Origin of the sequence: Propionispira arboris (assembly GCF_900109225.1) — a bacterium.
Classification (GTDB): Bacteria; Bacillota; Negativicutes; order Selenomonadales; family Selenomonadaceae; genus Propionispira; species Propionispira arboris.
Map to the genome: position 1 here is coordinate 240,110 of NZ_FNZK01000005.1, position 16,282 is coordinate 256,391.

Annotated in this window: 11 protein-coding genes and 1 other annotated feature; all 11 genes read left to right on the forward strand. The window is 39.1% G+C overall.

Features of this window, described 5'->3' with window-relative positions; genetic code table 11:
* Window positions 1–182: 182 nt before the first annotated feature.
* The 11 genes from thrS to BMY14_RS07210 all read left to right on the forward strand — a co-directional run bounded on the left by thrS (window position 183) and on the right by BMY14_RS07210 (window position 15,938).
* A complete protein-coding gene (gene thrS, locus BMY14_RS07160) occupies window positions 183–2,093 on the forward strand; it encodes a threonine--tRNA ligase (protein WP_091830493.1) in 1,911 nt (636 codons plus the stop codon).
* 212 nt (window positions 2,094–2,305) lie between these two features.
* Window positions 2,306–2,809, forward strand: coding sequence for a translation initiation factor IF-3 (infC, locus tag BMY14_RS07165; RefSeq protein WP_019555413.1), 504 nt, complete (start codon window positions 2,306–2,308; stop codon window positions 2,807–2,809).
* Between the two features lie 14 nt (window positions 2,810–2,823).
* Entirely contained in the window at window positions 2,824–3,021 is a 198-nt protein-coding gene (gene rpmI / locus BMY14_RS07170; protein ID WP_091830495.1) for a 50S ribosomal protein L35, read from the forward strand.
* A 29-nt stretch (window positions 3,022–3,050) separates the two neighbouring features.
* Window positions 3,051–3,404, forward strand: coding sequence for a 50S ribosomal protein L20 (gene rplT, locus BMY14_RS07175; RefSeq protein WP_091830496.1), 354 nt, complete (start codon window positions 3,051–3,053; stop codon window positions 3,402–3,404).
* A gap of 185 nt (window positions 3,405–3,589) precedes the next feature.
* Window positions 3,590–4,399, forward strand: coding sequence for a TrmH family RNA methyltransferase (locus BMY14_RS07180; RefSeq protein ID WP_091830497.1), 810 nt, complete (start codon window positions 3,590–3,592; stop codon window positions 4,397–4,399).
* A 58-nt stretch (window positions 4,400–4,457) separates the two neighbouring features.
* Window positions 4,458–4,664 (forward strand) — a binding site (T-box leader).
* Between the two features lie 59 nt (window positions 4,665–4,723).
* Window positions 4,724–5,749 (forward strand): phenylalanine--tRNA ligase subunit alpha, encoded by a 1,026-nt coding sequence (pheS, locus tag BMY14_RS07185; protein WP_091830499.1) that lies wholly within the window; start codon window positions 4,724–4,726, stop codon window positions 5,747–5,749.
* Between the two features lie 28 nt (window positions 5,750–5,777).
* Complete coding sequence (gene pheT / locus BMY14_RS07190; protein ID WP_091830501.1) at window positions 5,778–8,210, forward strand: phenylalanine--tRNA ligase subunit beta; 2,433 nt, start codon at window positions 5,778–5,780, stop codon at window positions 8,208–8,210.
* A 120-nt stretch (window positions 8,211–8,330) separates the two neighbouring features.
* The gene (locus tag BMY14_RS07195; RefSeq protein WP_091830520.1) at window positions 8,331–8,600 is read left to right on the forward strand and encodes a cell division protein ZapA; all 270 of its coding nucleotides are present in this window, start codon (window positions 8,331–8,333) and stop codon (window positions 8,598–8,600) included.
* 237 nt (window positions 8,601–8,837) lie between these two features.
* Window positions 8,838–11,363 (forward strand): U32 family peptidase, encoded by a 2,526-nt coding sequence (locus BMY14_RS07200; RefSeq protein WP_245741305.1) that lies wholly within the window; start codon window positions 8,838–8,840, stop codon window positions 11,361–11,363.
* A gap of 11 nt (window positions 11,364–11,374) precedes the next feature.
* Window positions 11,375–13,750 carry an endonuclease MutS2 gene (locus tag BMY14_RS07205; RefSeq protein ID WP_091830503.1) on the forward strand — a complete coding sequence of 792 codons (2,376 nt, stop codon included), beginning with the start codon at window positions 11,375–11,377 and terminating at the stop codon, window positions 13,748–13,750.
* Window positions 13,751–13,814: 64 nt separating this feature from the next.
* Window positions 13,815–15,938, forward strand: a complete 2,124-nt coding sequence (locus tag BMY14_RS07210) for a transglycosylase domain-containing protein (RefSeq protein WP_091830505.1) — start codon at window positions 13,815–13,817, stop codon at window positions 15,936–15,938.
* The last annotated feature ends 344 nt before the right edge of the window (window positions 15,939–16,282 follow it).

A 16,282-nucleotide genomic window follows, 5' to 3' on the forward strand; every position in this document is an offset into this window, starting at 1 on the left:
ATAGAGTTACCACTTCTAAACTGCAGGCTGAACTTAAGTAGGCTGTGCCGGAGTAGTTTCCGTTATCAAATTATGAGCTGGTCAGATTTAACAATCTGTCAATCAGGGTGGAATCGCGAAGCATAGCCTCGTCCCTATTTTGGGATGGAGGCTATTTTTTTATTTTAAAGGAGGAGTTTGTTTTGATTAAAATAACATTAAAGGATGGTGCTGTACGTGAAACGGCAGCAGATACAACTGTTCTTGATTTTGTAAAAGCTTGTAGCAATAGTTTGGCAAAAAAAGTTTTGTCAGCAAAAGTCAATGGGAAAACTGTAGACTTGATGACAAAGTTAACGGAAGATTGCAGTGTTGAATTTCTGACATTTGAAGATGCTGCTGGTAAATGGACATTACGCCATAGTGCATCGCATATTTTAGCGCAAGCGGTAAAACGTTTATATAAAGACAGCAATGTGAAACTGGCAATTGGACCGGCAATCGATAATGGATTCTATTATGATTTTGATATAGAAAAACAACTGACGGCAGATGATTTGGTAAAAATCCAAAAAGAAATGGAAAAAATCGTCAAAGAAAATCTTAAAATTGTTCGCCGCGAGTTAAGTCGTGCCGATGCATTAGCTATGTTTGAAGAACAAGGCGAAATCTATAAAGTGGAACTGATTCAGGATTTACCGGAAGATGCAATCATCTCATTATATGAACAAGGGGAGTTTGTTGATCTTTGTGCTGGTCCTCATGCTACAAGCACGGGAAAAGTGAAAGCAATCAAATTGCAAAGTGTTGCGGGTGCTTATTGGCGTGGTAGCGAAAAGAATAAAATGCTGCAACGTATCTATGGGACAGCTTTTGAGAAAAAAGCGGATTTAGATGAATACTTAGCTATGCTGGAAGAAGCGGCAAAACGTGACCATCGTAAATTGGGTCGTGAACTTGATTTGTTCAGTTTACATGAAGAAGGTCCAGGTTTCCCATTTTTTCATCCAAATGGCATGGTAATACGGAATGAACTCATTGCCTATTGGCGTGAAGTTCATCGCGAATTTGGTTATCAGGAAATTCAAACGCCAATGATTTTAAATCGTAAACTTTGGGAACAGTCTGGTCACTGGGATCATTATAAAGACAATATGTATTTTACGAAAATTGATGGTGAAGATTATGCGATCAAACCAATGAACTGTCCGGGCGGTATTATCGTCTATCGTACCCAGCAGCATAGTTATCGTGAATTGCCGTTGCGTACTGCAGAACTGGGGCTTGTGCATCGCCATGAATTGTCCGGTGCGCTTCATGGTTTAATGAGGGTTCGTAATTTTACACAAGATGATGCGCATATTTTTATGCTGCCATCGCAAATCGAAGCTGAAATACAGAAAGTCATTGATTTATTTGATCGTATCTATAATACGTTTGGTTTGGAATATCGTGCCGAACTCAGTACGCGTCCAGATGATTCGATGGGTTCAGATGAGATTTGGGAAAAAGCAACTGCTGCACTGCGGAATGCTTTGGACAAACGTGGTTTGAAATATGTGGTTAATGAAGGTGATGGGGCATTTTATGGTCCTAAAATCGATTTTCATTTAAAAGATTCGATTGGTCGGACTTGGCAGTGTGGAACAATTCAATTAGATATGCTGATGCCAGAAAAATTTGATTTGAATTATATTGGTGAAGATGGACAAAAACATCGTCCAGTTATGATCCATCGTGTAGTTTATGGCAGTATAGAACGTTTCATCGGGATTTTAATTGAAAATTATGCCGGTGCTTTCCCTGTATGGCTGGCACCAATACAAATTAAGATATTGCCAATTACAGATAAGCATGCCGATTATGCCTATGAACTTAAAAAGAAAATATTTGATTTGGGCATGCGTGTGGAAGTTGACGATCGTAATGAAAAAGTTGGCTATAAGATGCGTGAAAGCCAAATGAAAAAAATCCCATACATTTTAGTAGTGGGGGATCAGGAAGTTGAGTCAAAACAGGTTGCTGTCCGCAAATATGGTGAACAAGATAGTGCTGTAATGTCGGCAGATGCTTTTATTGCCGATGTTTTAGAAAAAATTGCCACAAAAGCTTAAGACAAAGCTTGACATAGTGATTTATAAATGGTATTATACCAAAGTAAGTTATTTAAGCAGAGGCCACCGCTTCTCACCTTATGATGTGCAATCAGTAAGGTTTTAAGAATTTCCATGTATAGTTATGGGTATTGAGGGTGGCGGAGAGCCACCCTTTTTTTATTTTGATTTTATATATTATTAGGAGGTGAATTTCAATTAGCAAAGAAAGTTTGAGAATTAATGAAGAGATTCGTGCAAGGGAAGTTCGTGTAACCAGTGCAACTGGTGAAGCATTAGGTATTATGCTCGTAAGAGATGCATTACACCTAGCTGAAGAACAACATTTGGATCTGGTAGAAGTTGCTCCAATGGGCAAACCGCCAGTTTGTCGTATCATGGATTTTGGTAAATTCAGATATGAACAACAAAAGCGCGACAAAGAGGCGAAGAAAAAACAAAAAGTTGTTAGTATTAAAGAAGTAAAATTTCGCCCCAACATTGAACAACATGATTTTGACGTCAAGTTGAAAAATGCACTTCGTTTTATCGAAGAAGGTAACAAAGTTAAAGTTACTATTATGTTCCGCGGGAGAGAATTATCTCATCCGGAACTTGGCAGAGTGGTATTACTGAAAGTAGCAGCTGAGTTGAAAGACTTAGTAACTGTTGAACGTGATCCGAAACTTGAAGGTAAAAATATGATAATGATTTTATCACCAAAGGCGCATAACTAAAGGAGGAAATAGAAATGCCAAAAATGAAAACTCGCAGAGCTGCTGCAAAAAGATTTACAGTAACTGGTTCAGGTAAATTCAGACGTAATAAAGCTTTCAAAAGCCATATTTTAGAAAAGAAAGCTCCGAAACGTAAACGTAATTTACGTAAAGCTGCACTTGCATCGAAAGCCGATACAAATCGCGTAAGCCGGATGCTCCCTTACGCTTAAAAAATAAAGATTATTAGGAGGAACGAAACATGCCAAGAGTTAAAAAAGGCGTGACAGCACATAGACGTCATAAAAAGATTTTAAAATTAGCCAAAGGTTATAGAGGCGCTAAAAGCAAACAGTTTAAAAAAGCTAACGAAACCGTAATGAAAGGTCTTTATTATGCTCGTCGTGACCGTCGTGCTAAAAAAGGCGAATTCCGTAGATTGTGGATTGCTCGTATCAACGCAGCAGCCCGTATTAATGGTATTTCTTATAGCCGTTTAATCAATGGTTTAACAAAAGCTGATGTTCAAGTAAATCGTAAGATGCTTGCTGATCTTGCAATTAACGACGCTGCTGCTTTTGCACAGTTAGTTACTGTAGCAAAAGAACAACTGTAATATAGATAAAAGGTTCTGATTTTAATAGTCAGAGCCTTTTTTGCTCATAATATCCATTTGTTTAGTTGAAAACAGAGTACTTTGTTTTTTTTAGTATTGTGTTTTTTATTAAAAATTATATTGATGTGTTATGTTCTGCTTAGGGGAAGTGGCACTCATATTAAAGGATTGGAGACTTTGGCAAAGTGATAGAAATTATTACGAGTCCAGCTAATAAAAAAGTGAAACTGGCAGCGAGTTTAAAACAGAAAAAACATCGAGATGAAACGAATCTTTTTATTGCCGAAGGCATCCGTTTAATCGAAGAAGCGGTGAAATCAAATTGGCAAATTGAGTTTTGTATTTGTACAGATGAAGTTTTACACAATAGTCGTGTTACAACGATTTTTCAGATTCTTGAACAGAAAAAATGTGATGTGTATCAGGTTTCAAAAGCGATTTATGATAAAATTAGTGATACGAAGGAGCCTCAGGGAATTTTACTGGTCTTGCAAAAACAGCAAACGCAGCTAGCAACATTGGAAGTGGCAGATAATCCTTTATTCATTGTACTAGATGAGCTGCAAGATCCAGGTAATGTGGGTACTATTATTCGTACGGCAGATGCGGTTGGTTGCCAGGGTGTTATTATAATGAAGGAATCCGTCGATTTATTCGCTGCTAAGACGGTGCGTGCGACAATGGGGTCGCTGTTTCATGTACCAATTATTACCGAAGTTTCAGCAGATACTTTATTGACGTTTACGGATCAACATAAAATTGTCCTGCAGGTTACGGCACTTGATCATGAAGCAAAAGAATATTTTGATTCGGATTTTAGGGACGCAACGGCAATCGTTTTTGGTAATGAAGGTAATGGGGTGAGCCACTCTTTGCTGGATGCAGCAAAACAGAAAATTTTCATTCCCATGCTCGGACAATCAGAATCACTGAATGTAGCTACAGCAGCAGCCGTGATTTTATATGAATCCTTTCGCCAGCGCCGCTCTAGCTGATTTTATATTTGTTTTTAATTGCAATATATGATATACTGATTTTCATAATATTATATTTATGTAAACCATGATAGAGAGAGTAAGTTGTGTGTGTCTTTTACAGGAAGATACTTGTCGTGATTGAGAACGGTATCAAGAGCAACAACTGAAGTTCACTCTGGAGTTTCTTAAGTGAAGGTCATATCCTTAGCTTGAGCGTTTGCTGCGTTAAAGCTTTTGAGTATCTATTAGGGTGGTACCGCGAAATTTGACTTTCGCCCCTTGTCCGGGGCGGGAGTTTTTTATTTTGTCTATCTTTAGTTTAAATAATATCGGGAGGTACATATGGAACAAGAGTTGAAAGAATTAAAACAAGAAGCTGTTACGGCAATGGCTGTAGCACAAAATGTTTCAGACTTAAATGATTTACGAGTGAAATATCTTGGTAAAAAAGGTACATTGACGAGTCTGTTACGTGGCATGGGGAAATTAAGTCCTGAAGAACGTCCACGCATTGGACAGTTGGTGAATGAAGTAAGATCAGAACTGGAAACAGTTCTTGAAAGCAAGAACGAAGAACTTAAAAAGTTAGAACTAGCACAGCGTTTGGCGACTGAAAAAATAGATGTGACATTACCAGGGCGTATTCAACCGCTTGGTCATTTGCATCCTTTGACTTTAACGTTAAACCGCATCAAGAATATTTTCATGACGATGGGTTTTTCAGTTGAAGAAGGTCCGGAAGTTGAAAAAGATTATTATAATTTTGAAGCTTTGAATTTGCCAAAAGATCATCCGGCACGCGATATGCAGGATTCATTTTATATAACGGAAGATATTTTACTTAGAACGCAAACTTCACCAGTACAGGCGCGTACGATGCAGGCACATGAACCAAATAGTCCGATTCGGATGATTGCACCAGGGCGTGTGTATCGTCGTGATGATTATGATGCAACGCATTCGCCGATGTTTACACAGGTGGAAGGTCTTGTAATTGATAAAAATATTAGTTTTTCAGATTTAAAAGGAACATTGGAGCTTTTTTTACATCAGATTTTCAATGAAAACGTTGGTGTTCGTTTTAGACCTAGTTTTTTCCCGTTTACAGAACCTAGTGCAGAAGTTGATATTTCTTGCGTGATGTGTCAGGGAAAAGGTTGCCGGGTATGTAAAGGCACAGGATGGCTGGAAATTTTGGGCGCAGGGATGGTTCATCCACATGTGCTGGAAATGAGTGGCTACGATCCAAAGAAAGTTAGTGGTTTCGCCTTTGGTCTTGGTGTCGAACGCGTTGCGATGCTTGCTTATGGTGTTGATGATTTGAGACTGTTCTATGATAACGATATGAGATTTTTACGTCAATTTTAAGAGAAGAATTCATAGGAGGAGCTAAAATATGCAGGTATCAATAAAATGGTTAAAAGATTATATAGATTTTACAGAAACTCCGGAAGAGTTAGCTGATAAATTAACAATGGCTGGAATTCCAGTTGAAAATGTACTAGACCCGGGTGAAGGTTTGGAGAAAGTTATCACAGGCCGCATTGAAAAACTCGAAAAACATCCGGATGCCGATAAACTTCAAATTTGTACGATTAATGTAGGGCAGACTGAACCGATTATTATTGTTACAGGAGCAGCAAATGTTGCAGAGGGTCAGATCGTGCCAGTAGCAATGATTGGAGCAAAATTGCCAACCGGGGTTAAAATATCGAAGGGCAAGCTGCGTGGTGTCATGTCATACGGGATGCTTTGTTCAGCAAGTGAATTAAAGCTGGATCTTGAAAAGCTTCCTGAAACGCAGAAAACAGGAATCTATATTTTACCAGAAGACATTGAGCCGGGAATTCATGTTAAAGATATCCTGGGTTTGAATGACAGTATTCTTGAATTTGAACTTACAGCAAATCGTGGCGACTGTTTTAGCGTTTGGGGATTGGTTCGCGAAGTGGCTGTGCTTACAGGAAATGTACCAAAATGGCCGGTCATTTCTGTTAAAGAAGATGCAGCTGAAAAATCAGCGGATCTTATCGATATTCGTATTGAGGCACAGGATTTATGTTCGCGTTTTTCTTCGCGTGTTATAAAGAATGTAAAAATCGGTCCTTCACCTGAATGGATGCAGCAACGTCTGGATGGAGCTGGAATTCGCGCCGTCAATAATGTTGTCGATGTGACAAACTTTGTTATGATTGAATTAGGACAACCGATGCATGCCTATGATTATGATCATATTACGGGCAGGACACTTGCTGCCCGCCATGCAGTTATAGGAGAAGAACTTCATACATTAGATGATTCTTCAAGGCTGGCACAAGCAGATATGCTTGTGATTGCTGATGCCAAACGAGTTGCTGGGCTTGCTGGTGTGATGGGGGGCTTGGCAACAGAAGTGACTGAGGCTACGACGACTGTTGTTTTGGAGGCTGCTTCGTTCAATGGTGCAAGTGTTCGTCGGACTTCTAGAGCTTGCGGACTTCATTCGGAAGCTTCTGGCCGTTTCGAACGTGGTGTTGATATCGTGAATACACCGCGTGCACTTGATAGAGCCGTACAGCTTTTACAAGAAATGGGTGCCTGTACAGTTTGCCAAGGGATTGTTGATGTTTATCCAAACCCAAAACAAAGTGTAAAAGTGTGCTTTAGTCCTGATCAAATCAATCGTCGCTTAGGAACGCTTATTCCTGTGGCAACGATGATTGATATTTTACAAAAACTTGAATTTGTTGTGGATAACAGCAAGGAAGTTTTTGAGGTTTTGGTTCCATCTTGGCGCAATGATGTGACTTGTATGGAAGATTTATCGGAAGAAATTGCCAGAATTTATGGTTTTGAAAATATCACATCGACAAGACCGAGTGGCAATGTAATGCAGGGCTGTCAAAGTAAAAAACAAAATTTTGTGGATCGTCTGAAATCTATATTGAGCGGACTTGGTATGAATGAAGCAATTTCCTTTAGTTTTACCAATCCGTCCATGTTTGATAAATTAAATATTGCAGCAGACAGTGAGCTTCGTCAGGCTGTGCCAATCATGAATCCGTTGACGGATGAATATACATTGCTTCGAACGACTTTACTCAGTAGTGTGTTTGAAAATGTTATGCGGAATTTATCGCGAAAAAATGATGATATTCAATTATTTGAAATCGCTCCTGTTTTTGCCGCGCAAGCTTTACCTGTTACCGAACAACTGATTGAAACATGGAAACTGGCTGGGGCAATCACGGGACGACGTCAGGTTGTTGGCTGGAATCAAGATAATTCGGCTGTTGATTTTTATGATGCCAAAGGGATTGTGGAAGAATTACTAACACAACTTAGCGTTTCACGTTATACAGTTGAAGTTGGAGAACATTATGCAATGCATCCGGGTAAAACAGCTGTATTTAAAAAAGGCAGAGAAGTTCTTGCTATGGTAGGGGAAGTACATCCGCAAGTTTTGGATGCGTTGAGTATTTCTAAAAAAACCTATATTTTTGAGCTGGATGTTGAAGTTTTGATGAAATATGCCGCAGAATCGGTTCACTATCAGGCTCTGCCGAAGTATCCTGCTATCAGTCGTGATTTGGCAATGCTGGTGGCGGATGATATTAGTGCGGGTGATATTGAAAAAATTATTATGAAAAATGCAGGAAACTTACTGGTAGATCTTCGCTTATTTGATCTTTATAATGGGGAACAAATTGAAAAAGGGCAAAAGAGTTTGGCTTTTTCACTTCAGTTCCAGTCAAATACGAAAACATTAACCGATGCAGAAGTTGATCCATATTATAATGCCGTTTTGAAAAAACTTGAAGATACGTTTTCCGCTAAATTAAGAAGTTAATGGTCGAAAATAAGCAGGTATGCTTTTAAGAGCTGCTTGCTTATTTTTATTCAATATTTCTGTGTTTTATAGTAATTTTAGCAGGACTTTGTGCTAGCTGTAGAGAAATATTCTATAAAAATGTATAATATATTGGGTGAGGTTATGGATAAAAATAAAGTAACGGTGGAAATTTTCGGTGAGACGTATGCATTGAAAGGCGATATGGATCCTGAACGTGTCAAACGCCTAGCCCGTATCGTAGATGAACAAATGAAAATAGTAGCCAATGGAAATCATCGTTTGCCGGCAGCACGGGTAGCTGTTTTGGCGGCAATGAATTTTTGTGATGATTATTTAAAATTGGAAACAGATTATCAGGATTTACTCGGAATATTAAAAGATGAATAATTTATTTGATTAAGGCATCCAAGGGGGTGCTTTTTCATTTGAATTGATTTTTATCCTTGTCAGATTGACAGGGAGGGCGAAAAATGAAGTTTGGTTGATTATCGGAAATTAGACTGTAAATTTAAAACAGATAGAAAAGAATAACAGGGATATGCTATAATAATAAATTAGAATATAAACAGATATGGTATTTGTGTTTCATAAATACCAGCTTTGTTCTATAGATAGCTTATATTGATGGATTTGGAAGGAATGAAAGTTTTGATTGAATTATTAGCTCCGGTGGGGAGTCAAGATGCCTTGGTTGCGGCTGTTGAAAGTGGTGCCAATGCGATATATTTAGCTGGACGAATGTTTGGTGCAAGAGCGTATGCGGATAATTTTGATGAAGCTGGTTTACGAGATGCTATTCGATTTGCCCATATGCGTAATGTTTTAATCAACGTAACGGTGAATACAATGGTTGATGATCAGGAATTTAAGGAACTCGCACAATATTTACGTTTTTTGTATGAGGCTGGTGCCGATGCGATTCTGGTACAAGATTTGGGTGTCGTTAAATTAGCCAGGGAAATTATACCCAATATGCCGTTACATGCAAGTACTCAAATGACGGTACATAATTTAGAAGGGGTGCGTGTTTTACAGGACCTCGGTTTTACACGTGTTGTTTTAGCGCGCGAAGTATCCATGGAAGATATTCGTTATATCTGTGCGAACAGTGAAATTGAAATTGAAGTCTTTATTCATGGAGCTTTATGCGTATGTTATTCTGGACAGTGCCTCATGAGTAGTATCATTGGCGGGCGCAGTGGCAATCGAGGTCGTTGTGCACAGCCTTGTCGGCTCCCTTATACGTTAGTCGATTCTGAGGGAAATGATGTTCTGGAAAACGCCGATGCTGGTAACTATCTGCTAAGTCCGCGCGATATGAATACACTTGATTTATTGCCTGAGCTTATTGAAGCGGGTGTGACATCTTTGAAAATTGAAGGACGAATGAAACGACCGGAATATGTTGCGACTGTTGTCGATACCTATCGTCGTGGTATTGATTCATATTTATTGAGTAAAGCCGATTTTACGATAGCAGAAAATGATCAAAAAAATTTAGCTCAGATTTTTAATCGCGATTTTACAAGTGCTTATTTAAAAGGAAAACCAGGCCGGTTTATGATGAGTGACAGACGTCCTAATAATCGGGGTGTCTTGCTCGGACGGGTTTTATCCTATAAAGCAGCTACACAGGAAGTTATCATTAAATTAAATGAAGAACTTCATATTAATGATATTGTTGATTTTTGGGTAAAAGTTGGCGGCAGAGTTAATGCAACGATTCGTTCGATGCTGGTAAATGGCGTGAGCGTTTTACAGGCAGCGCCGAATGATGAAGTTACGATTGTGATTCCATCTGCGGTACGGGATCATGATCGGGTCTTTAAAGTATTTGATGCACAAATGATGGAACGAGCTCGTGCCTTTTTTAATACTGGAGCACCCGTACGCCGTATTATGGCAGATATAAAGGTAAGCTCGGAAATAGGCAAGCCGTTTGTCGTAGAAATAAAAGATCAAGATGGTTACATCGGGGTAGGAAAAACAGATTTTATTGCTGAACAAGCAAGAAAAAGGCCACTGACTGAAGAAGGAATCCGCAAACAAATCGAACGTCTTGGCACAACGGTTTTTTCCTTGGAAAACCTTACCTGTGAAATAACGGGAGACGTTATGGTTCCAATCAGTGAAATCAATGAAGCACGTCGCCGAGCAGTCGAAATGATTGAACGGGCAAGATTAGAAAAATTCACCCGATTGCCACTGGAAATAGTCGAGGCTGCACCACTTAAAAAACAAGTTAAAATGAGTCGTCAATCGCGTATGACAAAACCAGAACTTCTTGTCAGCGTTGATACATTGGCTAAAGCAAAAAATGCCTTGGAACATGGAGCAGACTGGATACTTTTTGGCGGGGAATCTTATAATCATGAGGTTATATCGGTGAAGCAGTATCGCCAGGCTTATGATATGGTACGGTCCTATCATAAAAAAATCAGTTTCAATACACCGCGTATTTTAAAACAATGGCAAGTAAAATCATTTAACAAACTTTTGCAAGCTTTTCAGGAATTTATTCCTGATGAAATTTGTGTGCATAACCTTTCGCAGATCAGGATGGTCAAAGCAAAAGTAGATACAAAGATTCATGCAGATTTTTCCATGAATGTTTATAACAATTTGTCAATTGAGTTTTTAAAGGAACTTGGTGTAAGTGGTGTGACGTTGTCACCGGAATGTAACTTTGCCCAGGTTGAAAGCATTGTAAGACGCAGCGTACTCCCGACAGAATGTATTGTTCATGGAAATTTGGAACTGATGGTCTCTGAATACTGTGCGATGGGCAGCTTTCTTGGTGATTTAGACAAGGGGACATGTACACAACCTTGCACAAAAGCTCAATACTGGTTTAAAGATAGAAAAAATGAAAAATTCCCCCTCGTGACAGATCAATTTTGTCGCATGCATGTTTTAAATGGCAAGGAACTCAGCATGTATCCACATGTTCATAAGTTTGGCCAAATTGGCGTAAATCGAATCCGCATTGAAGCGAAATATTTTGATGTGAAACGTATTGCGGTTGTGACGAATTTATATAAAGAATTTTTAGCTTTGGGCGAAGATCACCCGCTTATTGCTGATGATAAAATTAAGACAATTGAAAATGATCAAATTACACGCGGACATTATTTCCGAGGCGTATTATAAGAAGGTGAAGTATGGAATCAAGCGTATTTAAAATACTGGAGTATCATAAAATAATTGAAATGCTCATCAGCCAGGCAAGTTCAGTGCTAGGGAAAGAGCTTGCCGCAAAACTTAAGCCGGTCAATGATTTTTCTGAGGTGCAGTCGGCAATGCAGGAGACTGCAGAAGGTTGTGCAGTTTTACAAGCATCCTATCACGTTCCGTTAGGTGGAATTCGTGACATTCGTAAGCTGCTCAAAAAGACGACGCTTGGAGCGGTACTTGAGACATATGAACTAGTGGATATGGTAAGTACACTCTATGCAATGCGGAACGTTAAAAAGTTTTTCAAAGAGATGGAGCTAGAAGTCCCGATACTACGTGGCTGGACACAAGCAATAGAAATTCTTGGACAACTCGAAAACCAGATTTCTGGCATTGTAGATGAACATGGCAATCTTCGTGATGATGCCAGTATTGAATTAAAAAGAATTCGCCGCGAAATTAAAACATCACAAAGCCGGATCAAAGAGCGTTTGGATGGTGTGCTTCGCGCGGCAGAATATCAAAAATATTTTCAAGAAACCATTATAACAATTCGAAATGAAAGATATGTTATTCCGATTAAGCAGGAATATCGACAGTTTTTTCCTGGGATTGTGCATGATCAATCAGCCAGCGGTGCCACGCTGTTTATTGAACCAATGGCTATTGTTACTTTGAACAATGATGTAAAACAACTGATTTTGGCGGAAAAACAGGAAATTGATCGTATCCTGCGAATGATTTCTTTGCAAATTGCCAAGTATGCTGATATTTTGAATGCAAATTGTGATCTTTTAGGACAAATTGATTTTACATTTGCCAAAGCAAAGGTAGCTCAGGCAATGCATGCTGTAATGCCTGAACTGAATCAAGAGGGCAGCGTTGACCTTAAACAGGCCCGACATCCATTGATTGATGCAAATCATGTGGTACCGATCGACATTCGCTTGGGAAAAGAATATAATACGCTGCTTATTACTGGACCAAATACGGGCGGGAAGACCGTTAGCATGAAAACACTTGGCCTTTTGGCTCTTATGACACAATCGGGGCTATTTATACCCGTTTTGTCTGGGTCGGAAATGGCCGTATTTCATGAAGTTTTTGCTGATATTGGGGATGAGCAAAGCATCGAACAAAGTCTAAGTACATTTTCAGCGCATATGACACATCTTGTGAATATATTGGAGAAAGTCGAATATGACGATTTGCTCTTGATCGATGAAATTGGTGCAGGTACCGACCCGGAAGAGGGGGCGGCACTCGCCATGGCGATGTTGGAGCAGCTGATGAATATTGGTACAAAAGTTTTGGCAACAACCCATTATAGTGAGTTAAAAACATTTGCCTATTCTAAAGATGGTATTGAAAATGCATGTGTTGAATTTGATATCAATACATTAAGCCCTACATATCGTTTATTGATTGGGATACCTGGGGCGAGCAATGCTTTTGCAATCAGTAAAAGATTGGGCTTGGCGGATTCTCTGATTATTCGCGCCAAACAATTGATTGATGCAGATCATGCTCAGTTTGAAAAGGTACTCAATACACTCGAAGCGGAAAAGATTATGTATGAACAGCGTAATGCTGATATTGTTGAGCGTCAGCGTAAAGTGGAACAACTTGAACGCAAGATGACCGAACTAAGGTCGGATTTGACGAAAAAGAAAGAAAAAATTATTTTAAAAGCACAAGAAGATAGTGCTGCTTTAATTCGAAGAACTCGTCGCGAAGCCTCGCAGCTGATTAAAGATCTTAAAGAGCAGTTTAACGATCAGGGCATTCAAAAACGGCAGGCTGCTATTGATGCAGCACGTAATAAAATTAAAGAAGGTCTGGACCGTACGACGACACAGGTACATAAACAACATCCTTTTACAAAGCCGATCAGCCTGCAAACGCTATCGGCAGGTGATACCGTCTATGTAACAACTCTTGATCAAAAAGGAATTGTTTTATCAATACACGGTAAAAGTATTGCTGTGCAGCTTGGTAGTTTAAAGATGAATGTTGCAGCCGCAAATTGCATGTTTGTAGAAAGTGCTCGACAGGTCGATCAAAAAAGCGGTTCATCGCAAAAAAAAGCAAAATCAATGAATTTCTTAAAAACGACTGAAGTGAACCGAGAAATTGATATTCGTGGCATGCTGGTTGATGATGCCAGAGAAATGGTTGATAAATATTTGGATGATGCCATTTTAGCTGGTTTAAGCCAAGTGATAATTATACATGGAAATGGAACGGGAGCTCTTCGTAAAGGAATGCAAGCTTATTTGAAATCCCATCGTAGTGTGGCAAGCACTTCAATGGGAGGACTGCGTGAGGGCGGCACTGGCGTTACCGTTGTAGAATTAAAATAAGAATGCTCAAACATTTAGTTTATGCTACAATGGAAAGCGGTTGATTTATTTAAGGAGGTCACTCATGGAAAAACGTAGTAGTGATAATAGAAAAAAAAGAGAACCTAAATCAAGCGGTCTTAGTGCAAAAAAAATATTGATTGGTATAGTAACAATTTTTGTAGTTATGCTTACAGGGATTGGCTGTGGTTTTCTTACCGCAAGTATAAATACAAAACCGAATCTTACAGATGATATTAGACCGCCGGCGTCTTCACAGATTTATGATATCAATGGAACGTTGATTACGACAGTTCATTCGGCAGAAAATCGTGTTCCGGTTACGATTAGTAAAATCCCCAAAAATCTGCAAAATGCCTTTGTTGCTGTGGAGGATGCTCGTTTTTACGAACACAGCGGGGTGGATCCAAAAGGAATTCTGCGGGCTGCATGGGCCAATGTTACGAACAATGGTGTGTCTGAAGGCGGCAGTACGATTACACAACAATTGGCGAAAAATGCTTATTTAACCCAGGAAAGAACATTGAAACGTAAAGTTCAGGAAGTCTTTTTGGCTTTGCAATTAGAACGCCAGTATACGAAACAGGAAATTTTAGAATTGTATCTAAATCAAATCTATTTTGGTCAGGGCGCTTATGGGGTTCAGGCAGCAGCTCAGACTTACTTTGGAAAAAATGTCGAAGATCTGACCTTGCCTGAATGTGCAATGCTAGCGGGTATTCCGAAAAGCCCGAATTATTATTCGCCGCTTAATAATTTAGCTGCTGCAACAGAACGAAAAAATCTTGTTCTGGATCAAATGGAAAAATATGCTTATTTGAATGGATCTGCCACAGCAAAAGCTAAAAAAGAAGAAATTAATATTGTAAAGAAGACTAAAAAAGATGAAGCTACTCCGGCCCCATATTTCATTGATTATGTGACGCAGCAGCTCATTGATAAATATGGTGCGGATGCAGTTTATAAAGATGGTTTGAAGATTTATACAACCATTGATCTCGATATGCAAAAAGCAGCAGAAGCTGCAATGAAAGAACTGCCGAATTATAAAGTCGATGAAAATGGTATTCAACAACCGCAGGGAGCTCTTGTTGCGATTGAGCCTCATACAGGCTATATAAAAGCAATGGTTGGCGGGAGAGGCAGTGATCAATTTAATCGTGCTACGATGGCTGAACGTCAACCTGGTTCCGCGTTTAAACCCTTTGTTTTTGTAGCAGCTTTGGAAAACAATATGGGACCAGGAACTATAATCGAAGATAGTCCTATTACGGTAGGAAGCTGGTCACCGCAAAATTATGAACGAACCTTTAGCGGGAAAGTAACGTTACGGCAAGTAGCGGAACATTCTATGAATGTTCCAACGGTAAAACTTGCCCAACAATTGGGCATTGATAAACCCATTTATTATGCGCAAGAGATGGGGATTTCTACTCTGGTTTTAGAAGGTGCGAAAAATGATCGCAACTTAGCAACTGCTTTAGGTGGTTTAACAAAAGGAATCACTCCACTTGAGCTGGCAAGTGCTTATGGCACTTTTGCAAATCATGGTGTTCATACGCCGCCTGTTTCGATTATAAAAGTTCTTGATCGAAATGGGAAAGTTTTAGAACAGGCAACGCTGAAAGAAAAAAGTGTTATCAGTGAAAAAAGTGCTTATTTATTAACTGATATGCTAAAAGGGGTCATTGCACGAGGAACTGGTGCAGGGGCTAATATTGGCAGACCAGCAGCCGGGAAAACAGGAACGACTGATGATACAAAAGATGCTTGGTTTGTTGGTTATACACCAGATTTAGTGGCTGCTGTCTGGATTGGTAATGATAGTAGTGGAACTTTAAATGGCATGACTGGTGGACGTACCCCGGCAACAATTTGGCGTTTGTTTATGCAAAAAGCTTTAGCTAATGTACCGGCAAAAGATTTTGTTAAACCAAATGGTCTCGTTGTCGATAACACTATTTTAGAAATTGATGGTGAAAAAGATAAACCAGCTAAAGAACTGACGGATAAAGAAAAGGCTGAGAAGGCTAAATTAGATAAAGAAAAAGCGGATAAAGCTAAATTAGATTCAAAAACAAAAACTAAAACGGATGCAAATCAAAATGGACCTGATCAACCGGCAGCACCGACTCCGACTGCTCCGGAACCAACCAACCCTAATGCAGTAAGTAAAGGGAAAAATTAAAGTTAAATAACGGATACTATATATAATGCAACTTATTTATAGGCTAAAAACCTGCATTGATTTTTCATTAAAATCGATGCAGGTTTTCTTATTGCTTTTTCGGCTAAACATTAATTAACAAAAAAAGTAAAAAAATATTTAAAAAGTATTGACACAGCTAAAATAGATATGGTATTATATAGCAGTTGGCTCGAGCGGTCAGCAACGTGTTCTTTGAAAACTAAACAATGTAGAAAACAAAAAGATATATGTACACCAACATGTATCAAGCCAGATGTGCGGTTTTCGAACGCTTGCGTTTGAAAACAACAACTAACAATTTCTTTTAACAAAAAAGATAATTT